This window comes from Empedobacter falsenii (assembly GCF_013488205.1).
GTDB lineage: Bacteria > Bacteroidota > Bacteroidia > Flavobacteriales > Weeksellaceae > Empedobacter > Empedobacter falsenii_C.
In genome coordinates, this window is the sequence record NZ_CP040908.1 from 2123620 (window position 1) to 2144566 (window position 20947).

Genomic DNA, 20947 nt, shown 5'->3' on the forward strand with positions numbered 1-20947 from the left:
TAAGGTCGTAAGTTGAATACGTTTTCTATTTATAAAGTATCCCGTTTGTACTTTAGCTGAGTACAAATTATTCTCAGTTAGATTAGAAGTTTCTAATTGTTTTATAAGTAATGATTAAAATATAAAAACTAACTCAGCTAAGCAAACAGAACATTATATTTCAAAATTTTTAATAACAACTTTACCTTTTCATTTTTAAAATAGTATTTTGCATAGATGAATGTTTTCTCTTATCATATCGCAAAGCTTAGTCATTTTCAAGCCTTTAAATTGATGCTTTTTCCTTTGAAAACAAGTGAAATTATTGGATTGAGTCATTCCGAAACGATGTCTGCTATGAAATTAGGTTCGCCTATTTTTTCGAAAACGAGAATTTTTAACCAAACTATTGTTGTATTTGCACAATGGGAAGATGAAAAATCTTTAGAAAACTTTCTAAAAAATAATTCATATGGTAAACTTTTAGCGAGAGGCTGGCATGTTCGATTAGATTTTTTAAGACAATGGGGAAATATTTCTGGTTTTCAAATTCCGACAGAAAAAATGGAGGAAAACAGGAAAAATGAGCCTGTTGTTGCGGTAACAATTGCACGAATGAAATACACAGAAATTCCTCGTTTTCTACGCTGGGGAAGACCTGTTGAGAAGTTAGTTCGAGATCACAAAGGCACTACACTTTCGTTGGCTTCTATTCGATATCCCAATATTATTTCGACATTTTCGATTTGGAAATCTCAATCAGAAATGACGGATATGGTGAATGGACATAGCAAAATGCCTGATCCAAAAAGACATGCTAACGCAATGAAAGAGCGTAATCGAAAGGATTTTCATTTTGAATTTACAACTCTTCGTTTTAAGCCAATTTCTGAACATGGACAATGGAATAATTGCAATTCTTTTCTTCCTAAAATTAAAAATATTTAGATGAATTTAGCTTTTACAATGCAAAAATTTCAGGATTGGTTTACACAACAATGGGTGATTCTTTGGGGAAGAAAAATTAATCCAACTGATTTTCCGTGGTTGATTGCTCCTTTCGGTGAATTGTACGGAATTGGTGAAGAGTTTATGTATCAATTAGCAAAAAAAGAGAATTTAATTATCGCTCGAAATTCAACTTCAAAAGGATTATTAAGTTCTATTCATGAATTAAATTTAACAGATCATCAGCTAGAAAATCTATCAAAAAAAGTGATTGCTTTTTATGAAGCTACAGCAAATTACGATTTAGAATTTAATGTAAAATGGAATCCTTATTTTTCATTTTTTGGTTATTTGGTCAACCGATTATTTAGCCAACGGATTAATCAATTAAATATTCCGACAAAAAATATTGCGCAATCCGAAGATTTGGTAAGTGAAATTATTACGCTAAATCACCCGCAAAACAATAAAACTATTTACACCATTTGGTTGAGAAAATTCAAAACTTCAGGTAAAGTGATTTATTCGGGAATTTACGGAACCTGTACACTTCCTTCTGGAAAAACGTGTATCAAAGCTGTTTTTCCTTTACCAAAAGGTAATGCAACGGTTATTATGAAACCAAGCGTTGGTCTTGAAAATGAATTGATTTTAGATTCGAGTGGAAAACAATTTGGCGATGCTGGTTTCTACTTTTTATTGAATGATGCTAAACACAATTATTGGGCACAATTTATTTCTTCGTTTACTGATCAATTAATTGTAAAAGAAAAAGATAATCATTTACGAGCAATTCAGACACTAAAACTTTGGGGATGTAAAGTTTCACAATTTACATATCGCATTCAGAAGAAACCCAAATAAAACCATTTCTTCACATAAATTTACAAATAGTTTTAATTAGCTTTATATTATGAATCATTCAGAAATATTTTACAAAGTTGATATCGTTGTGATTGGTGCTGGACAAGCTGGTTTATCTGCGGCCTATCATCTCAAAAAAAGAGGAATAAACCCCGGAAAAGGTTTTGTGATTTTAGATGACGAACCACATGCTGGCGGTGCTTGGCAACATAGATGGGATTCGTTGACATTGAGTATAGTGAATGGAATTAATGATTTACCAGGCTTGACTTTTTCTGAAGCTGTACATATACAAGACAAGGAATTGCAAGCGAATAAAGCTGTTCCTGCTTATTACGAAAAGTATGAAAAAGAATATGATTTTCCCATTATTAGACCATTGCGCGTTGATAAAGTAGAAGAAAATAATGGTCGATTTCTTATCCGAACAAATGGTGTTCAATTTAGTGCAAGAGGAATTGTAAATGCAACAGGAACATGGAAAACGCCTAATATTCCTCATTATCCTGGAATCGAAAAGTTTGAAGGAAGACAATTGCATACCAATCAATATAAAAATGCCGAAGAATTTATTGGACAACATGTGATTATTGTGGGAGGTGGAATCTCTGCCGTTCAATTATTAGGCGAAATCTCAAAAGTTACCGAAACAACTTGGGTAACAAGAAGACCGCCCGATTTTAGAGATAACAAATTCACCGAAGAATTAAGACGAGAAGCCGTAGCAATGGTAGATAAACGCGTGAGAGAAGGATTACCTACTCAATCGGTGGTGTCTGTTACCGGTTTACCTATCACTCCTGCAATCGAAAGTTTGTTACATACAGATGTTTTAAATCGCAAACCAATGTTTGATGAAATTATAGAAACAGGCGTTAAATGGAACGATGGAACAGTTTTGAATGCTGATGTAATCTTCTGGAATACTGGTTTTCGACATTCATTGGATCATCTTGAACCTCTTCATTTACAAAATGAGAAAGGCGGAATCGAAATGAGTGGAAAATTAGCCACGCAAGTTGCAAAAGACCCAAGAATTCATTTAACAGGATATGGACCATCTGCCTCTACAATTGGTGCAAATAGAGCTGGTGCAGCAGTCGCAAGAGAAATAATTGCTTATTTAGGTTTATAACTTTAACATTTATTTAATCAACGCATTTAGTATTAAATAATTACACATAAAAACCTAATATTAAATGGATAATTTAGTTGATTAGAGCGGATTATAATTAAATTTTTTCATTATAAATAATCAATAATTTTATGAGTTCTATGATTTTAATTAGTGGAATTCACAATCCTAACGATTATATTTGTAAAAATTTAAAATTAGTAATGACAGCAGTAATCATTATCTTTGTTATACATTGGTATGCTTCTTTATTTTTCCAAACTTTTTTTCATCACCGATATGCATCACATGCAATGTTTACGATGTCAAGAGCTTGGGAAAAAATCTTTCACGTTTTAGCGTGGATTTTTCAAGGTTCATCTTATCTAAGTCCCTACACATACGGGGTTATGCACAGACATCATCACGCGTATGCAGACACAGAAAAGGATCCACATTCGCCACAATATGATCCAAATTTCTTTGCGATGATGTGGAGAACACGTATTGTTTACAACGAAATTGACCACGATAAAACACAAGTTTTAGAAAAATTCAAAAAAGGTGTTCCTTCTTGGCGTTCTTGGGATAGATTTGCTGGAAATAATGCTGTACGTTTAGCTTGGGTAATCATTTACATATTAATTTATGTTGCTGTTGATGCACCACTTTGGACGTATTTTGTATTCATTCCAATGCAAGTTTTAATGAGCCCACTACATGGTGTAATCATCAACTGGTTTTCACACAAATTAGGTTATCGCAATTACGATGTTGGAGACACTTCGACAAACTTGATGCCGATTGACTGGTTAATGTGGGGAGAATGTTTGCATAACAATCACCATAAATTTGGTGGACGTCCTAATTTCGCTGTTAAGAAATGGGAATTCGATCCGATGTATCCATGCATTTGGACAATGAATAAACTGAATATCATTCAATTCAAAAAAGGTAAATTAGACACCGATTATATGTAAAATGAAAGCGATTCAATAAATTGAATCGCTTTTTTTATTTCTTTTGATAAACGATACTTTCTATATATTTCTTGAAAAAGAATTTGTGTTCGACGATTTTAAAATACGACAGAAAACTTTGATGCATTTTAGGCAATTGATAAATATCCAAACCAATAACAATTCGAAAAAAACTCAACATTACATTCGTCACACTTTTTTGCCAACCTTTCTGATTTTGTACAAAATCAACATAAAACCACAATCCTCCTACTTTCAAATACGAATTTAATTGGTTAAATAATTCTTCTGCTTTAGGTTGATTAAAATGATCGAACAAAAATGTTGTCATCACTACATCATATTTTTTATCCGTTTCGAAATCAAAAATATCAGCAACAATAAAATTGATATTTAAATTTGACGTTTTTTCTTTTTGGGCTAAATCAATCATTCTCGAAGAAAAATCAACATAATCTATTTCCAATTTTAGATTTAATTTTTCTATTTCAGCGATAAATTTTCCCGCTCCTCCTCCAACCCACAAGATTTTATCATTCTCTTTCAAATGTTTCAAAATAACAAAATGAGCTTGATGTTGACGATTCAAAAAAATCAACTGGCTTAACGAATGATAATATGGCGCGATAAAATTATAGTTCATTATTCGAATAAAATTACGCTTAAAATTCCACAAATTGCTTTCAATAAAATCATTCCATCAATCGCAATTAAATAATATAAAATGGCTTTTGGACGATTGAGTTTAAAGGCAAAAATAGCTAAACAAACAATCGGAATTAACATAAACAAAATGCGGTGAAGTGGCAATCCATACCATATTCCGAAGATTAAAAAGCTCAAAAATCCTAAAAATATTAAAGGTAAAATAATGCGGTTTAACGTAAAATGATAACCATATTTTACAACAAAGGTTTTTAAATTTCGGTTACTGTCATCTTCATAATCTTTCAAATCAAACAAAATCGCATTCACAACGCAATACATGAAGGTTTGAGAAAATAGAAAATAGAATTTTGCATCTATGACATAATGTGTTTCATTCTTCAACATCAAAAATAAAACAGGTAAAAAAACGGTTGTAATTGCCCAAGTCCAGCCAATTAAAAATGGCTTTAACAACATCGTTTTACGCAACGAAATACCTAATTTTAAATCATAATAGCCAAAGGATAAAACTGTCGTAAAAAATAAAACAGCCAACCATTTCCAAGTTAATATTTCGTAATTTGGTAAACAATTTAGTGCTAAAATAATTACAGAAATTAAAGCGATTACAGCTAAAATAACGGTGTAAATACGAACAGATTTACGATGCGTAATGTAAAACTGAGTTCTGGGATTATTGGAAGATTTTAAAGATTTTGGAATTCTGTAGGCATACAAATAAAACAATACAGTAATGGTGCTAATAAAAGCATAATACGCAATCGAATTAAATGGTAAACCAATTTTGATATTCGTCTCGATATTGAGCGCAATAGAAAGTAGAATTAAAAAAAAATTGGAAAAAAAAATGTTTACGATAAATCGACTAATCACTTTTTTCCCCATTTCCCCTAATCTTTAAACTTTGAAAAATTCTAGAATGACATTTTTGTACGTTTCGCCAATCGGAATTTCTTCTTCTTTCAAATATAAGACTTTATTTTGAATTGATTTCACTTTTTTTATCGAAACAATATAAGATCGATGAACACGCACAAAAAGTTGATCGGGCAGTTTTTCTAAAATAGATTTCATCGATATTCGAGCCGTAATTCGCTTTCCATTTTCGAGATGAATTTTTACATAATCATCCAAACCTTCGATAAAATCAATTTCGTCGTAGGCGATTTTATTCAATTTGTAATCAGCTCGAATCGTCAAAAACTCTTTGTCTTCATTCAGTTTTTTATCCACCAAAATCAGCACCGCTTTATTCACCGCTTCCTCAAATCTATCGTAATCTATCGGTTTCAACAAATAATCTATCGCCGCAACATTAAAGCCATCAACCGCATATTCCGCAAAAGCTGTGGTAAAAATAACGGGAATTTTCTTCTCCATATTTTTGTAAAATTCCATTCCATTTGTACGCGAAATTTGAATATCCAAAAACATCAAATCGATTGGAAATTGATTGATATATTTCTGCGCATCTTTCAAATTTGAGAAGGTTTTTACTAACTCAACATATTCATTTCTAGAACAATAATTTTCGATGACCATCAATGCCAACGGTTCGTCATCTATCGCAATTACTTTAATCATTCAAGAAAATTTTTAGTTCAACAATAAATTTAGATAAATCATTATGAATAGCTAATTTATAATGATTTGAGTAAAAATAATCTAATCTCTTTTTCGTGTTCTTCAAACCAATTTCACTTTTCTCAGTTTCAGGGTTTACCTCTTTCGAAATGGTATTTTCTACTCTCAAAAATAATGTTTGTTGCTCAACTTTTATCGAAATAATGACAGGTTGCGAAGCTTCATCAATTACACCATATTTGAATGCATTTTCGATAAAATTAATTAAAATTAATGGCGAAATTCTTAAATCCGCAGGATTTCCTTCAACTTCAAAAATAACAGAATCTTTGTGCGTTAATCTCAATTTTTGTAACTCAATATAATTCTTGATATAATCTAAATCTTGTTGCAACGGCACAAAATCTTTGGAAGAATCCGAAACCACAAATCGCATCATTTTGGATAATTTCATCACAGCATCCGAAGCAGAATCTGACTTTTGAAGCGTTAAAGCATAAATATTATTCAACGTATTGAACAAAAAATGTGGATTAATTTGCGCTCTTAAATAAGCAATTTCCGACAATTGTTTTTCATATTTCACCTCTTGATAACGCTTATTTTGACGAATAAAAAGTGAAACAATCGCCATCATCGAGAACATAATAATTTTCGGACTCCACATCATAAAATCACGTGGCGGTTTTCGAGGTTGAAATTGATCAAAAGGTGGCTTTTTCGGAGGCATTTTATTGAAATGAAACGCCCATTCTGGAAATTTATACACCACAAAAAAGAAAATTATAAGAATGACGATGTAGAAAAAATAACGTTTCTGAAAATATAATTTTGGAATTAATACAAAATAATTCACCAAAAAGAACACTAACAATAAGATGTTTTCGAAAAGCATTCGCTTGAAAAAACCTGTTTTGAAAATGGATTGATCGCTCGAAAAATTTGGCGCAGCAATAAAAGGAATCAACAGAAATATGATTGAAACTATGCTGAAAATAACGATTTCTCTCTTTGTAATTTTTACTTTATTCATCTTCTAACTCAATTGAAACAATAGAAAAATGTTGTCTATTTGGAATCATCAATGTTTTTATATTAGTTTTTAATTCTTCATCCGAAGAAATTAAATAATGATTGTTCACTTCTCCAAAATAGAAATATTGTTTGGTATAAAATGTAAGCGCAACCTTGTGATTTGTGTGATTTTGATTAGATGAATTTATAATATCCAACTCGAAATCTACAAAATTAAGGTGGGTTTTGTTCAAGTTATCTGTGATTTGATACAAATTTCCTTCCAATTGTTCGATATACGGAATCGCCGCCATTCCCACCAAATAATTCAATTGCTCAGCTTTTTTATTTTGGCGCAACAATTCTCGAAAAGTTTCTACTTTATTCGTTTCTTGCTGAAAAAGCTGCTCTTGCAAATAATACTCTTTGTACGTCGCATCAAAAACATATTTCTCCCAAATTGAAGTTGTTGTAGCATCAATCACTAAACGATAAGCAAACTGAACCTTTTTAATTGTTTTCATCTTTTGGTTTTCTATCAAAAGGAGGCATTCCATCTGGAGGTGGTGGCATTCCTGGTCCTCCGCCTATCGGCTCTTTTGCTTCCTCTATATTTTCTGTAGAAATTACAATATTTGCTTCAATTGTATAGCCTTTTTCTAAACTTCCACTCACTTTTGCCAATTGATTTCCGTCTGTATCATCCGAAAAAACATTATCATTCGCATTATACGTATAACCATTCAAACCTTTTGTATAACCATATTCTTTGGCTGAATTTACAATTTTTACAGCAGAATTTTCACCTTCTGGAAAAGCAATTTGAGTCACTTTTAATGATTTCCCTTTTTGATCGTAAATATGAACATGGATATGCGTTGCGCGACTTTCGTACCAACCAGGAAAAATAGAATTGAATTCAACATTTCCATTTTCATCGGTTACTTGTCTACCTCTCAAAAATTTATATGATTTATAATCGGTTGGTTGCATACGCATTCCGCCATATTGCGAATAATTTCCATCTTTATCACAATGCCAAATATCAACAATCGCGCCTATTAAAGGTTGACAGCTTTCATCAACATTTGTTACATTAATTTTAATTGTCGCCTCTACTCCTGTTCGATCGCCTTTTATATTTTTAGATAAAAAATCTTCTGGCTTTTTTGTAGGAAATGGACCTTCTGTTTCAGAGGCCCATACTTCACAATCATTTACAACATTAGAGTCTTTGCAACTCATCAACACTTTTGGAACAATTAAACTTGCTCCTAATAATCCTAAACTATTTTTTATAAAATCTTTTCTTTCCATTTTCTTTTAAATTGAAACTTTAATATTGGATGAAATGGTGTATCCAGCACTCAAACTTCCTGAAACAGTTGCTATTTGCAACCCTTCTTTATCATCACTAAAAACATTATCCTTTGCATTATATGTATAACCCGTCAAGCCTTTTGTATAACCATAAGACGAAGCCGAATTTACCGTTGCAACTGCACTACTTGTACCTTCTGGAAAAGCAATTTGCGTCACTTTTATCGAAACACCATTTGCGTTGTAAATGTGTACATGAATATGCGTTGCACGACCTGAATACCATCCTGGGAAAATACTTGTAAACTTCACTTTTCCTTCAGAATCGGTGATTTGTCTACCTCTCAAAAAATTATAGGATTGATAATTGGTTTGTTGCATTTGCGTCCCTCCATATTGAGAATAATTTCCATCTTTGTCGCAATGCCAAATATCAACGATAATTCCTTCTACAGCAGAACAATTGTTACTCGCATTTTGCACCACAATTTCTATCGTCGCATCAACACCCGTTCGGTCGCCTTTTACATCGCTTCTCATATAACTCGACGGAGTTTTTGTAGGAAAAGGTCCTTCTGTTTCGGTTGGCCAAACCGTACACGATTGATTGGTTCCACCTTCTGTTGTCGAAGTCGAAACATCATTTATTGCATCATCGCTCGAACAAGACGATATAACTTTCGGAACAATTAAACTTGCACCCAATAAACCCAAACTATTTTTGATAAAATCTTTTCTTTCCATTTTGTTATGTATTTTTAGCATTAGTAATCAATTACCATTAACAAAGAATTTTCGCTCAACGATTCAAATTCGACGTGTTCATCTGACTTAATTTCCAATAAATCTCTTGATTCAATTAAACGATTATGAATCTCAAAAATTCCTGTTAACGAAATGACTAACCAATTTCTTTCAACTTTTTTCATTGGTATTTCTGATTCTCTTCTCAAATCAAATTTTCCTAAAAAGACATTAAACAAATCATGGCGAATAATTTTCTCTAATCTATTTTCACGTTCAAAATCAATTGGAACAATCATTTTAGCAATTTGCTGTTTTTCTTTTACCAAAAACAACGAATAGAAATACGAATAATCGTTGCTGTATTCACCTTCGATATCGATAATGGTTCCTTTTTCTAAATAATAAATAAACGATTGATTGACTTCAATTTTCCAATTAAAACCATTCATATTCAAGCGAATATTATTCATCAAAGGCAACAATATCAAATAACCACTTTCTTTAATTACTTTTTGATAAGTACCTTGACCGTTCACAGCAACATCATCAATAAAAGCAAAATCAGAAATAGAATTATCATCATTTAATGCATTAATTCTGATATATTTATTCTCAAATAAATTTCGATTCTCGGCTTTACACAACTTTATCATACTTCATATTATCTTGAAACAAATGTAATTTATCATGTTAATTCAACTAAATTTTAGAGGTTAACCCAAGATTTTTGTAGGTTAATTGAATTATGATTCGATTTTATTTATCTTTAGCAATAGAATTTATACGATCAAACACAACAAAAATGATAAACAAAAAAGTAAACAGCATCGAAGAAGCACTGCAAGGTGTAGAAAGCGGAATGACGCTGGCTGTTGGAGGCTTTGGACTTTCTGGAATTCCCGAAAATCTTATTCAAGGTTTAGTGGACAAAAAAATCAATAATCTTACCTGTATTAGTAATAATGCTGGTGTTGATGATTTTGGTTTGGGATTATTATTACAAGGACGACAGATCAAAAAAATGATTTCTTCTTATGTTGGAGAAAATGCAGAATTTGAACGTCAAATGCTTTCGGGTGAATTAGAGGTTGAATTGATTCCGCAAGGAACTTTAGCTACTCGCTTGATGGCTGCTGGTTATGGAATGCCTGCAATTTTTACGCCTGCTGGAGTTGGAACTGAAGTTGCTGAAGGAAAAGAAATCAGAAAGTTTACCTTTCACGGCATTGAAAAAGAATATTTGTTAGAATATGCTTTCGAGCCTGATTTTGCAATTGTAAAAGCGTGGAAAGGTGATACTGCAGGGAATTTAGTTTTCCGCGGTGCAACAGCAAATTTCAATCATCCAGCTGCTATGTGCGGAAAAATTACAATTGCCGAAGTGGAAGAATTGGTAGAAATTGGAGAATTAGATCCAAATCAAATTCATACGCCTGGTGTTTATGTAAATCGAATTATTCAAGGTGCGAAATACGAGAAACGTATCGAAAATAGAACTGTTCAACCTAAATCATAAGAAAAAATGTTAGATAAAAATGGAATTGCAAAACGTATTGCAAAAGAAGTACAAGACGGATTTTATGTGAATTTAGGGATTGGAATTCCGACATTGGTTGCCAATTATATTCCCGAAAATGTAAATGTTGTTTTACAATCAGAAAATGGTTTATTAGGAATGGGACCTTTCCCTATCGAAGGTGAAGAAGATCCTGATTTTATCAATGCAGGTAAACAAACGATTACAACTTTACCTGGTTCAGTTTTCTTTGATTCGGCGATGAGTTTTGGAATGATTCGCGCACGAAAAATCAATTTAACAATTCTTGGTGCAATGGAAGTTTCGGAAAATGGTGATATTGCCAACTGGAAAATTCCTGGAAAAATGGTGAAAGGAATGGGCGGCGCAATGGATTTGGTTGCTTCGGCTGATAATATTATTGTAGCAATGCAACATGTGAACAAAGCAGGAGAATCTAAACTTCTAAAAGAATGTACACTTCCTTTGACTGGAATAAAATGTGTCAAAAAAATTGTGACTGAATTAGCTGTTTTAGAAGTCTTACCAGAAGGTGGTTTCAAATTATTGGAGCGAGCACCTGGAATTTCTGTGGAAGACATCAAAAATGCAACCGAAGGAAAATTAATTATTGAAGGAGAAATTCCGGAAATGGTTTTATAAAAAATAAAGATTAGAAAGGAAAGTTGAAAAGCTTTCCTTTTTTTATGCTCGATTTGTTTAACTTTATTCAAATTAATACTTAAAAATCGATGCAAACAAAATTAGTAATCGCTCTACTTTCACTAAATTCTCTTGCTTTTGCGCAGCAACAGAATTTAGTGAAATACGTCAGTCCTATGATTGGAACAGAGAAAATGGGACACACTTTCCCTGGCGCAACTGTTCCTTTTGGCTCTGTACAATTAAGTCCTGAAACGGATTCTATTCCTTATGCTATCAATCACAAATACAATCCAAAAGTTTATGATTATTGTGCGGGTTATCGTTTTGAAGATAAAACAATAACAGGATTTAGTCATACACATTTTAATGGAACAGGACATTCTGATTTGGGTGATTTTTTGATTATGCCAACCGTTGGAAAATTAAAACTGAATCCCGGAACTGCTCAAAATCCTGAGAGTGGTTATCGTTCTCGATTTTCGCATCAAAACGAAACTGCCGAAGCGGGATATTACAAAGTGAAACTGGATGATTACAATATTTGGGCAGAAATGACCGCTTCTACGCGAGTTGGTTTTCATCAATATACATTTCCAAAATCAGTTGATTCACATATTATTTTGGATTTGAATGCTGGAATTTATAATTACGATGACAAAAATACGTGGACATATGTTCGCGTGGTGAATGATACGTTGATTACTGGTTATCGACAGACACGAGGTTGGGCTAGAAATAGAACGGTTTATTTTGCGATGACTTTTTCGAAACCATTCAAAAATTATGGTCAGAAAAATGAAGATGGTCAAGTTGATTACAAAGGTTTTTGGAGAAAATGGAACGAAACGCAGAATTTTCCTTTAATTGAAGGAAAAAAGATTAAAATGTATTTTGACTTTGATACAGAAAAAGATGAAAAAGTAAAAATAAAATTTGCAATTTCTCCAGTTAGTCAAACTAATGCGTTAGAAAATTTGACAACAGAAATTCCACATTGGAATTTTGAACAAGTGCGCAATGAAGCAAAGAAAAATTGGAACAAAGAATTGAATCGAATTCAGATCAAAGCGTCAGAAAATGATAAAATAAATTTCTACACAGCGATGTATCACACCTTCATCAATCCAACAACTTATATGGATGTGAATGGGCAATACAAAGGTTTGGATCAAGAAATTTATCAAGCCAAAGATTTTACAAATTACACCACTTTTTCGCTTTGGGATACCTATCGTGCACTGCATCCGTTGTTCAATATCATTCAGCCAAAACGCAACAATGATATGGTAAAATCGATGATGAAACATTATGAGCAAAATCCAATCAAAATGTTGCCAATTTGGTCGCATTACGCCAACGAAAACTGGTGTATGAGCGGTTATCATTCGGTTACAGTAATCGCAGATGCAATTGTAAAAGGAATTTATAATGGAGATGCAAATGCTGCTTTGGATGCGTGTATTGTCACAGCAAATAAGCATGATTATGAAGGAATTGGCGATTATATCGACAAAGGTTATATTCCAGCCGAGAAAAATGGAACTTCAATCTCGAATACGTTAGAATATGCTTTCGATGATTGGTCGATTGCTCAAGCTGCTAAAAAATTGAATCGAATGGATGTCTATGAAACATTTATGAAGCGTTCTGAGAATTGGAAAAACAATTACGATGCTTCGGTTGGATTTATGCGTCCTCGATTAACAGATGGAAGTTTCAAAAAAGAATTTGATCCGTTGAATACACATGGACAAGGTTTTATTGAAGGAAATTCGTGGAATTTCAGCTTTTTCGTTCCTCAAAATCCAAATGGACTAATTGAAGCTATGGGCGGAAAAAAGAAGTTTGGAGCGAAATTGGACGAATTATTTACGATGCATTTACCTGACGAATATTTTGCGGATACAGAAGACATTACGCGTGAAGGTATAATTGGTGGTTATGTTCATGGAAATGAGCCGGCACACCATGTTGCGTATTTGTATAATTGGGCTGGACAAGCGTGGAAAACACAAGAAAAAATCAGAATGATTTTGGATATGCAATACAAGCCAACACCAGATGGTTTGGGCGGAAATGATGATACGGGACAAATGAGTGCTTGGTATATTTTTAGTGCATTAGGTTTTTATCCGGTTCAACAAGGATCGACTGATTACGGAATTGGAAGTCCTTTAGTAGATCATGCTATATTGAATTTGGAAAATGGAAAACAATTTGAAATTGACGTTAAAAATCAATCGAAGAAGAATGTTTACATCCAGAAAATTGAGTTGAATGGAAAAACTTATTCATCTTTTAATTTGAATCATTTTGATATTGTGAATGGCGGAAAAATCACTTTCTACATGAGTGATAAACCTAAAAAGTAAACGTTAAATATTTTATAATTAAACAAATAAGTTTGACTACTTGAGGAATAATGATTATTTTAAATCAAATTTAAAACCAAGAAAAATGGCTAAAAAGGCAAAAAAAGAAGAAAATCATTTACAAGTTTTAGTGGATAAATTAAAAGATCCAAAACATAAACAATTAGTTCAAACGAATCGTTTAAAGAAAAAACGTCGCAATAACGCAAAAAATTAAATATAAAAAAACCACTTCTTTCGAAGTGGTTTTTTGTTATATCTAAAATTGATTAATCAATTACTTTTCCAATTAAATCGAATTCGTAAGCTTCGATAATTTCTACATTTACAAAATCACCAACTGGTAAATAGGTATCAATTGCTGAAATCAAAACTTCGTTATCAACGTCTGGCGAATCATATTCTGTACGTCCAATAAAATTCTCACCTTCTTTGCGATCAATCATTACTCTGAATTGTTTTCCAATTTTTTCTTGATTCAAATCGTACGAAATCTGAGATTGAATTTCCATAATTTCTTCAACACGTTGTTGTTTCACTTCTTCAGGAACATCATCTTCTAAATTATAGGCATGCGTATTTTCTTCGTGAGAATAAGTAAAACATCCCAAACGATCAAATTTTTGCTCTTGTACCCACGCTTTCATTTCTTGGAAATCTTCTTCTGTTTCACCAGGATAACCACAAATCAATGTTGTACGAATTGCCATATCAGGAACTTTTGTACGCATCGCATCTAATAATGCATTCGTTTTTTCGTGTGTTGTTCCACGACGCATTGATTTTAATAATTTCGTTGAAATATGTTGTAACGGAATATCGATATAATTACAAACTTTAGGTTCTTCACGAATTACATCCAAAACATCTTGTGGGAAACCTGCTGGAAATGCGTAATGCAAACGAATCCATTCGATTCCTTCAATTTTCACTAATTCTTTTAATAAAGTCGCTAATTCACGTTTTTTATAAATATCTAATCCATAATACGTTAAATCTTGCGCAATCAAAATCAATTCTTTCGTTCCATTTTTTGCTAATTTAGTAGCTTCTGTAACTAGATCTTCGATTGGACGAGAAACATTTCCTCCACGCATCAAAGGAATTGCACAAAAAGAACAAGGACGATCACAACCTTCTGCAATTTTAAGATAAGCATAATGACGAGGGGTTGTTGTTAAACGTTCTCCAACTAATTCATGCTTGTAATCTGCTCCTAAAGCTTTTAACAATAATGGTAACTCACGCGTACCAAAATATTGGTCAACATTTGGAATTTGCTCAATTAAATCTGGTTTGTATCGCTCTGACAAACATCCTGTCACGAAAACTTTTTCCACCAAACCATCTTCCTTACGTTGCACGTAATCTAAAATTGTATCAACACTTTCCTCTTTTGCATTATCAATGAAACCACAAGTATTAATCACCACAATTTCCCCAGATTGCTCATGTACAACCTCTTTCCCATTGGCTTTCAGCTGTCCCATTAACACCTCAGAATCGTATACATTTTTAGAACATCCTAACGTAATTACATTAATTTTCTTTTTTCCAGTCGATTTTGTACGCATTACTCTAATTTAAGTTTGCAAAATTACAAAATATTTGAGAGAACTAACCGAAAAGATTGAATGGAACAAGTATAAATAGCTAAAATAAAAATTTTTAAACCTAAATAATCTTAAATAGAATAGATTTCTATACAACTAACTATTTTAGAAAATTAATCAATTCTTACGATGTTCTACTGAAAATTCGTTCAATAAATCTATTTTAACTAATTGATTTACAAAATATAAGTAGTTAAAACACCTTAGAGTTTGATAAATAATATTAAATTTGAGTTTATTAGTATTTTAAGTTAGATGTCAAAGCAATGCTTTGAAATTAAGAAGGTCAAGAGAAATCTTGACCTTTATTTTTTATATTTAATCGATATGATAATGACTCGGAAAAACTTTTTTAGGATTCTGTTTGAGAATATTCAACCTGAATTGACTTTCTAAAAATCCATAACCATAATTGAAAAATTGAATTAAAGTTGTTTGAATCGACAATAAACCAACTACCGCTGATTTAAAACGAATAGTTGAGAAAATAAAAATCAAAAACATGTAAATTAACCACAAAACAAATGGAATTTGAAGAATAAATCGATGTTTTGGAAGAATAAAACTCAACAATAAAAATAAAAATGCAACTAAAGTTCCGACAAAAAATAAGCTTGGAAACCAAAAAGTTGGTTTGATATAATTTGGATGTCGTTGATTAAGAATTGGGCGTGCAACTCCAAATTGATACACTTGTTTCGCAAATTTCTTTAACGAAGTTCTACGTTTATGTATCACTTTCGAATCTTGAAACAATCGTGTATCAAAACCATTTTCCCACAAACGCATTGATAAATCTGGATCTTCTCCAACACGTAAATCAGCAAATCCACCCGTTTTTTCGTACGCTTTTCGTGAAATTCCCATATTAAAACTACGTGGCTGAAATTTACCAATTTGCTTTTTTCCTCCACGTATTCCTCCTGTTGTTAAGAAAGAAGTCATCGAAAAAGTAATTGCTTTTTGCAAATCTGTAAACGAGTCATCTGCATCATCTGGTCCGCCAAAAGCATCAACAAAATTAGTTGTCAATTCTTTTTTAACCGATTCAATATAAGTTGAAGGAATAATCGTATCAGAATCTAAGAAAATGAAATAATTTCCATTCGCTTTCTCCATTCCATAATTTCTCGATTTTCCTGGACCTGAATTTGTTTTGTAATAATAATGAAGATCTAATTGAGTTTCAAATTTAGCACAAACTGTAACCAATTTATTTTGAGAACCATCATCTACAATAATAATTTCGAATAACTTATCCGTTTGTTTCACTAAACTTGACAATAATTCTGTCAATTCATCTTGACGTTCGTAAACGGCAATAATTATCGAAAGTTGCAAATCTTCTTTTCCCAAAATATATTATTGATTGAATGATTCTTTCAACTCTAATGTCACTTTCTGAATTTCATCTAAACTCTTAAAATGATTCAATTTGAAAGTTGATTTCGATTGATTCAATTCGTGAACAATTGCCAAAATTGTATCCAATGGACTTTGCTCCTCTCCTTTCGAAGTTTCGTCAAAATTAATTCCAACCAAAGAAACTTCTTCAATCATTCCGAACAACCATTCTTCTAAAAAAGTATTCAAATCTATCGAATCAATTTTATGATTTGCCCATTGATTTTGTTTCGCTTTTTCAGCTAAATCTGTATTCGACCAAAAACAAATAACCTCTAAATTAGAGCTATCTTCATACTCAAATTCCTCTGAATACGAAACAGCAAAACCTTCTTCCGAAGTTAAAAGATATACTTTTTGATCTTGACAAATTTCTTTTATAAATTGACTCACTTCTCTTAATTTTGATTTTTAGCTTTTTTACTTCCTTCGTACATTTCGTATTGTAAAAAGTCGCATTCTAACTTACCGTTAAACACTTTTACTTTTTTCGAAGGACGTAAACCGACATATTTTTTGGCTTGTAAATCTGATGTGATAAACCACGCCAATGTATTTGGATAACTCGATTTTAACGTGTCACCAATTTGTTTGTAAAATTCTTGATTATTATTTTCGATACGCTCATCATAAGGCGGATTGAACACCAATAAAACTGGGAACAATTCCTTTTTAGATGTAAAGAAATCTTGATTTCTAACTTCAATAAAATCCTCTAAATCAGCAGATTTTATATTCATCTGCGCAATTTTTACCATCATTGGAGAAATTTCGTAACCTACAATTTTATATTCAGATTCTTTGATACGATTTAAGCGCGTATTACGAATTTGTGTAAACAATGTTTCATCATAATCTGGCCAATTCTGAAAAGCAAAATGCTTACGATGAATTTGTGGCGGAATATTATTCGCAATCATCGCCGCTTCAATCAACATTGTTCCCGAACCACACATTGGATCAAGGTAATTTCCTTTTCCATCATAACCCGCTTGCAACAACAAACCTGCTGCTAAAACCTCGTTAATTGGAGCTGGACCAGTTTCTTCACGATAACCACGTTTGTGCAACGATTCTCCAGAAGAATCTAACGACAACGTAATTTTATCGTGCGAAATATGTAAGTTAAAACGTACATCTGGAAAATCTTTATCAATGCTTGGACGACGACCATTTTTTTCTTTGAATCGATCTACAATAGCATCTTTCACTTTTAAAGCAGCATAATGCGAATGCGTAAAATAATCTGAATGAACAGTTGGATCAATCATAAAAGTTTGATCGACATTTAGATAATTTTCCCAATGGAATTTTTTGAATTTCTCATACAATTGATGATCATTTTTCGCAGAAAACGAAAGAATTGGCTTCTGTATACGAAGTGCAGTACGCAAGCTGTAATTTGCTTTGTACATGAAACCTAAATCGCCATTAAATTCAACCATTCGGTTTTGGATTTTAACATCTGCCGCACCCAACGCTTTTAATTCTTGCGCTAATATTTCTTCGAAACCAAAAAAGGTTTTCGCAATCATTCTGAAATTTTCCAAGGAAATAAAATTTTTACAAAAGTACGGGAAATAAAGGAAATGGAGAAAGGAATAATTGTTTTTCGATATTCTAAACTAATTTATATCTTAACAAAAAATATTTCATGGATCAAGAAACTAAATATGAAAAAATATTGGTTCGATATTATAGTAAGGTTTTAGAAGAAGAAATAGTTGAAACACTTTGGACAGAAACCATAGACAAAGAAAAAGGATTATATAAAATTGAAAATATTCCGTTCTATGGTCCATGTTTTTCAAGTGACGATATAGTATTTGCTGAATATGATAACGATGAAGAATGTTTGACTTTTAGAAAAGTAATTGAATTTTCTGGAAATTCGACAGTTCAAGTTATAATAATGAATGATGAAATTAATAGAGATGATATTAGAAATATTTTCAAGAATTTGAATTGTGAAAGTGAAGCGCTGAATGAAAAATACTTTGTTCTAGAAATTCCTTTAAAAATAAATTATAAATCTGTTTTTGATAAATTAATCGAATTACAAGAAAATGAATTTATTGCTTTTGCAGAACCTGTTTTATCAGAAAAACATCGTGATGAAACCAGATAATAATCTTAATAATATTTTTTAATTTCTATATTTTCCTTCATCGACATTCTTCGTACCTTTCGGCTATTAAAGTTTAATTTTTTAGAATTCGATATAAAATGGAAAAAATCACAGATCGTCTTTCAGCTTTGAGAGAGGTTATGAAACAAAATGGAGTTAGCGCAACAATTATTCCTGGAACAGATCCGCACGGAAGCGAATATTTACCAAATCGTTGGAAAGAGCGTACATGGATTTCAGGTTTCAATGGATCGGCTGGAACTGCAGTTGTTACATTAGAAAAAGCGGCTGTTTGGACGGATTCGAGATATTTTATTCAGGCAGAAGATCAATTAAAAGACACGACTTTTGAGTTGATGAAAATGAGAATGCCAGAAACTCCTTCTATCAACGAATGGATTATTTCTCAATTAAAAGAAGGAGAAGTTGTAGGACTTAATCCTCAAATGTTTGCACACAATGCTTTTGCAGAAAATTTTAATGAGTTTTCATTCAATCAACTTTCAGTTAAAAATATTGATTTAATTGATTTAGCTTGGCAAGATCGTCCTGCTTTACCAGAAAATCCGTTCTATATTTATGATGTAAAATTTGCTGGAAAATCTGCTTCAGAAAAAATTTCGGAAGTACGCAATGAGATGAAAAAAGCGAATACAAATGTCTACATTATGAATTCGTTGGACGAAATTGCATGGTTGTTTAACATTCGTGGAAATGATGTTAACTATAATCCATTGACAATTTCGTATGCTGCTGTAGATACAGAAAATGCGTATTTATTTATAGATGAAGCGAAAGTAACTCCAGAAACAAAAACTGCTTTAGCAAATGAAGGAATTACAATTCAACCTTATTTAACGATTTATGATTATTTAAAGAAACAAAACGAAAAATCGCATGTATTGGTAGATGGAAATCGAATTAATCAATCGTTATACGAAGCAATTTCTACTTCTTCAACTATTAATTTAGCTGCTTCTCCAGTAACAAACTTAAAATCGGTTAAAAATGAAATCGAGCAAGAAGGTTTCAGAAATGCTATGGTAAAAGATGGCGTTGCATTGACTAAATTTTTCATCTGGTTAGAAGAAAATATCGACAATAATATTAATGAAGTTACAGTTGATGAGCAATTGAAATTTTTCCGTTTGCAACAGGAAAATTGTAAAGGTGCAAGTTTCGGAACAATCTGTGGTTACGCAGACCACGGCGCAATGAACCACTACTCTGCTTCACCTGAAACTGCTTATACATTAGGATGTAAAGAAATGTTGTTAATCGATTCTGGAGCTCAATTTTTGGAAGGAACAACAGACATTACACGCACATTGATGTTAGGAGAACCAACGGCGCAACAAAAAACAGATTATACCTTAGTTCTTAAAGGAAATATTGGTTTATCGGAAGCTATTTTTCCTGTTAATTCTCGTGGTTCTTTGTTAGATGTTTTGTCGCGTAAAGCGCTTTGGGAAAACGGTTTCAATTATGGGCACGGAACTGGACACGGAGTTGGTCATTTCTTATGTGTACACGAAGGGCCACAAAGCATTCGTTTAGAAGAGAATTTAACTCCACTAAAAGCTGGAATGGTGCTTTCTAACGAACCTGGTTTGTATCGCGATGGTGAATACGGAATCAGAATTGAGAATTTAATGATTGTTCAACCAGCGATGTCTACTCAATTTGGTGATTTCTTGAAGTTTGAAATTATTACAGTTTCCCCAATTGAGAAAAATTTGATTGATGTTAATTTAATGACAAACGAAGAAATTTCTTGGTTAAATAACTATCATCAATTTGTTTTCGAGAAAATTTCTCCATTCTTAGACGAAAAAGAAACGGCTTGGTTGAAAGAAAAATGTGAAGCGATTTCTAAATAAATCAATTTTATTCAACAAAAATTCATTCTGAACTTGTTTCAAAATTAGAAATAAAAATATAGAAGCTAAAAATAAATTCTGCCTTACAAAAAAAATCCTATTCACTTTCGAATAGGATTTTTTATTTCACATAAAATTTGTATTATTGC

At 32.2% G+C, this 20947-nt stretch carries 22 protein-coding genes; 10 read left to right on the forward strand and 12 right to left on the reverse strand.

Features of this window, described 5'->3' with window-relative positions; translation table 11 throughout:
- Positions 1 to 216: 216 nt before the first annotated feature.
- The 4 genes from FH779_RS09845 to FH779_RS09860 all read left to right on the forward strand — a co-directional run bounded on the left by FH779_RS09845 (position 217) and on the right by FH779_RS09860 (position 3885).
- Positions 217 to 927, forward strand: a complete 711-nt coding sequence (locus tag FH779_RS09845) for a hypothetical protein (protein WP_180904543.1) — start codon at positions 217 to 219, stop codon at positions 925 to 927.
- Complete coding sequence (locus FH779_RS09850; RefSeq protein ID WP_180904544.1) at positions 928 to 1791, forward strand: hypothetical protein; 864 nt, start codon at positions 928 to 930, stop codon at positions 1789 to 1791. It abuts the gene before it with no gap.
- 49 nt (positions 1792 to 1840) lie between these two features.
- Positions 1841 to 2926, forward strand: coding sequence for an NAD(P)-binding domain-containing protein (locus tag FH779_RS09855; RefSeq protein ID WP_180904545.1), 1086 nt, complete (start codon positions 1841 to 1843; stop codon positions 2924 to 2926).
- Between the two features lie 203 nt (positions 2927 to 3129).
- Positions 3130 to 3885: an acyl-CoA desaturase gene (locus FH779_RS09860; protein ID WP_180906836.1), complete on the forward strand. Its 756-nt coding sequence runs from the start codon at positions 3130 to 3132 to the stop codon at positions 3883 to 3885.
- A 34-nt stretch (positions 3886 to 3919) separates the two neighbouring features.
- Here the strand turns inward: FH779_RS09860 and FH779_RS09865 are convergent, their stop codons facing one another.
- From FH779_RS09865 to FH779_RS09900, 8 genes are read right to left on the reverse strand one after another with little or no spacing between them, the layout of a single operon-like run.
- Positions 3920 to 4528 carry a class I SAM-dependent methyltransferase gene (locus FH779_RS09865; RefSeq protein ID WP_180904546.1) on the reverse strand — a complete coding sequence of 203 codons (609 nt, stop codon included), beginning with the start codon at positions 4526 to 4528 and terminating at the stop codon, positions 3920 to 3922.
- Positions 4528 to 5439, reverse strand: a complete 912-nt coding sequence (locus FH779_RS09870) for a UbiA prenyltransferase family protein (RefSeq protein WP_180904547.1) — start codon at positions 5437 to 5439, stop codon at positions 4528 to 4530. Before FH779_RS09870 ends, FH779_RS09865 begins: the two co-directional genes overlap by 1 nt.
- 12 nt (positions 5440 to 5451) lie before the next feature.
- Positions 5452 to 6138, reverse strand: a complete 687-nt coding sequence (locus FH779_RS09875) for a LytR/AlgR family response regulator transcription factor (RefSeq protein WP_180904548.1) — start codon at positions 6136 to 6138, stop codon at positions 5452 to 5454.
- Positions 6131 to 7171, reverse strand: coding sequence for a sensor histidine kinase (locus tag FH779_RS09880; protein ID WP_180904549.1), 1041 nt, complete (start codon positions 7169 to 7171; stop codon positions 6131 to 6133). Before FH779_RS09880 ends, FH779_RS09875 begins: the two co-directional genes overlap by 8 nt.
- Entirely contained in the window at positions 7164 to 7676 is a 513-nt protein-coding gene (locus FH779_RS09885) for a hypothetical protein (RefSeq protein WP_180904550.1), read from the reverse strand. Before FH779_RS09885 ends, FH779_RS09880 begins: the two co-directional genes overlap by 8 nt.
- Positions 7663 to 8469, reverse strand: coding sequence for a dioxygenase family protein (locus FH779_RS09890; protein WP_180904551.1), 807 nt, complete (start codon positions 8467 to 8469; stop codon positions 7663 to 7665). Before FH779_RS09890 ends, FH779_RS09885 begins: the two co-directional genes overlap by 14 nt.
- Positions 8470 to 8475: 6 nt before the next feature.
- On the reverse strand, positions 8476 to 9216 hold the full coding sequence (locus FH779_RS09895) for a dioxygenase family protein (RefSeq protein WP_115002068.1): 741 nt from the start codon (positions 9214 to 9216) through the stop codon (positions 8476 to 8478).
- A 20-nt stretch (positions 9217 to 9236) separates the two neighbouring features.
- A complete protein-coding gene (locus FH779_RS09900) occupies positions 9237 to 9872 on the reverse strand; it encodes a hypothetical protein (RefSeq protein ID WP_180904552.1) in 636 nt (211 codons plus the stop codon).
- A gap of 149 nt (positions 9873 to 10021) precedes the next feature.
- Between FH779_RS09900 and FH779_RS09905 the strand changes: the two genes are divergently transcribed.
- From FH779_RS09905 to FH779_RS17645, 4 genes are all read left to right on the forward strand, one after another.
- Positions 10022 to 10735, forward strand: a complete 714-nt coding sequence (locus FH779_RS09905) for a CoA transferase subunit A (RefSeq protein ID WP_038331757.1) — start codon at positions 10022 to 10024, stop codon at positions 10733 to 10735.
- A 6-nt stretch (positions 10736 to 10741) separates the two neighbouring features.
- Positions 10742 to 11398 (forward strand): 3-oxoacid CoA-transferase subunit B, encoded by a 657-nt coding sequence (locus tag FH779_RS09910; protein WP_180904553.1) that lies wholly within the window; start codon positions 10742 to 10744, stop codon positions 11396 to 11398.
- Positions 11399 to 11487: 89 nt separating this feature from the next.
- On the forward strand, positions 11488 to 13773 hold the full coding sequence (locus FH779_RS09915) for a GH92 family glycosyl hydrolase (protein ID WP_180904554.1): 2286 nt from the start codon (positions 11488 to 11490) through the stop codon (positions 13771 to 13773).
- An 85-nt stretch (positions 13774 to 13858) separates the two neighbouring features.
- Positions 13859 to 13990, forward strand: coding sequence for a hypothetical protein (locus FH779_RS17645; protein WP_257468234.1), 132 nt, complete (start codon positions 13859 to 13861; stop codon positions 13988 to 13990).
- 52 nt (positions 13991 to 14042) lie between these two features.
- Here FH779_RS17645 and rimO read toward each other — a convergent pair whose 3' ends face one another.
- From rimO to FH779_RS09935, 4 genes are all read right to left on the reverse strand, one after another.
- Positions 14043 to 15347: a 30S ribosomal protein S12 methylthiotransferase RimO gene (gene rimO / locus FH779_RS09920; RefSeq protein WP_180904555.1), complete on the reverse strand. Its 1305-nt coding sequence runs from the start codon at positions 15345 to 15347 to the stop codon at positions 14043 to 14045.
- Between the two features lie 357 nt (positions 15348 to 15704).
- Positions 15705 to 16742, reverse strand: a complete 1038-nt coding sequence (locus FH779_RS09925; protein ID WP_180904556.1) for a glycosyltransferase — start codon at positions 16740 to 16742, stop codon at positions 15705 to 15707.
- Positions 16743 to 16748: 6 nt separating this feature from the next.
- The gene (locus FH779_RS09930; protein ID WP_180904557.1) at positions 16749 to 17183 is read right to left on the reverse strand and encodes a DUF2750 domain-containing protein; all 435 of its coding nucleotides are present in this window, start codon (positions 17181 to 17183) and stop codon (positions 16749 to 16751) included.
- A gap of 5 nt (positions 17184 to 17188) precedes the next feature.
- Positions 17189 to 18346 (reverse strand): THUMP domain-containing class I SAM-dependent RNA methyltransferase, encoded by a 1158-nt coding sequence (locus FH779_RS09935; RefSeq protein ID WP_038331505.1) that lies wholly within the window; start codon positions 18344 to 18346, stop codon positions 17189 to 17191.
- A 98-nt stretch (positions 18347 to 18444) separates the two neighbouring features.
- Between FH779_RS09935 and FH779_RS09940 the strand changes: the two genes are divergently transcribed.
- Together FH779_RS09940 and FH779_RS09945 are read left to right on the forward strand one after the other, a co-directional pair.
- Positions 18445 to 18918, forward strand: a complete 474-nt coding sequence (locus FH779_RS09940; protein WP_038331503.1) for a DUF4265 domain-containing protein — start codon at positions 18445 to 18447, stop codon at positions 18916 to 18918.
- A 98-nt stretch (positions 18919 to 19016) separates the two neighbouring features.
- Entirely contained in the window at positions 19017 to 20798 is a 1782-nt protein-coding gene (locus FH779_RS09945) for an aminopeptidase P family protein (RefSeq protein WP_180904558.1), read from the forward strand.
- Positions 20799 to 20947: the final 149 nt, after the last annotated feature.

Coding starts and splice junctions, on each gene's coding strand:
- FH779_RS17645 (WP_257468234.1), top strand. CDS start 13,859: ATGGCTAAAAAGGCAAAAAAAGAAGAAAATCATTTACAAGTTTTAGTG.
- FH779_RS09865 (WP_180904546.1), bottom strand. CDS start 4,528: ATGAACTATAATTTTATCGCGCCATATTATCATTCGTTAAGCCAGTTG.
- FH779_RS09880 (WP_180904549.1), bottom strand. CDS start 7,171: ATGAATAAAGTAAAAATTACAAAGAGAGAAATCGTTATTTTCAGCATA.
- FH779_RS09850 (WP_180904544.1), top strand. CDS start 928: ATGAATTTAGCTTTTACAATGCAAAAATTTCAGGATTGGTTTACACAA.
- FH779_RS09875 (WP_180904548.1), bottom strand. CDS start 6,138: ATGATTAAAGTAATTGCGATAGATGACGAACCGTTGGCATTGATGGTC.
- FH779_RS09945 (WP_180904558.1), top strand. CDS start 19,017: ATGGAAAAAATCACAGATCGTCTTTCAGCTTTGAGAGAGGTTATGAAA.
- FH779_RS09915 (WP_180904554.1), top strand. CDS start 11,488: ATGCAAACAAAATTAGTAATCGCTCTACTTTCACTAAATTCTCTTGCT.
- FH779_RS09895 (WP_115002068.1), bottom strand. CDS start 9,216: ATGGAAAGAAAAGATTTTATCAAAAATAGTTTGGGTTTATTGGGTGCA.
- FH779_RS09890 (WP_180904551.1), bottom strand. CDS start 8,469: ATGGAAAGAAAAGATTTTATAAAAAATAGTTTAGGATTATTAGGAGCA.
- FH779_RS09940 (WP_038331503.1), top strand. CDS start 18,445: ATGGATCAAGAAACTAAATATGAAAAAATATTGGTTCGATATTATAGT.
- FH779_RS09885 (WP_180904550.1), bottom strand. CDS start 7,676: ATGAAAACAATTAAAAAGGTTCAGTTTGCTTATCGTTTAGTGATTGAT.
- FH779_RS09910 (WP_180904553.1), top strand. CDS start 10,742: ATGTTAGATAAAAATGGAATTGCAAAACGTATTGCAAAAGAAGTACAA.
- FH779_RS09855 (WP_180904545.1), top strand. CDS start 1,841: ATGAATCATTCAGAAATATTTTACAAAGTTGATATCGTTGTGATTGGT.
- FH779_RS09900 (WP_180904552.1), bottom strand. CDS start 9,872: ATGATAAAGTTGTGTAAAGCCGAGAATCGAAATTTATTTGAGAATAAA.
- FH779_RS09870 (WP_180904547.1), bottom strand. CDS start 5,439: ATGGGGAAAAAAGTGATTAGTCGATTTATCGTAAACATTTTTTTTTCC.
- FH779_RS09845 (WP_180904543.1), top strand. CDS start 217: ATGAATGTTTTCTCTTATCATATCGCAAAGCTTAGTCATTTTCAAGCC.
- FH779_RS09860 (WP_180906836.1), top strand. CDS start 3,130: ATGACAGCAGTAATCATTATCTTTGTTATACATTGGTATGCTTCTTTA.
- rimO (WP_180904555.1), bottom strand. CDS start 15,347: ATGCGTACAAAATCGACTGGAAAAAAGAAAATTAATGTAATTACGTTA.
- FH779_RS09905 (WP_038331757.1), top strand. CDS start 10,022: ATGATAAACAAAAAAGTAAACAGCATCGAAGAAGCACTGCAAGGTGTA.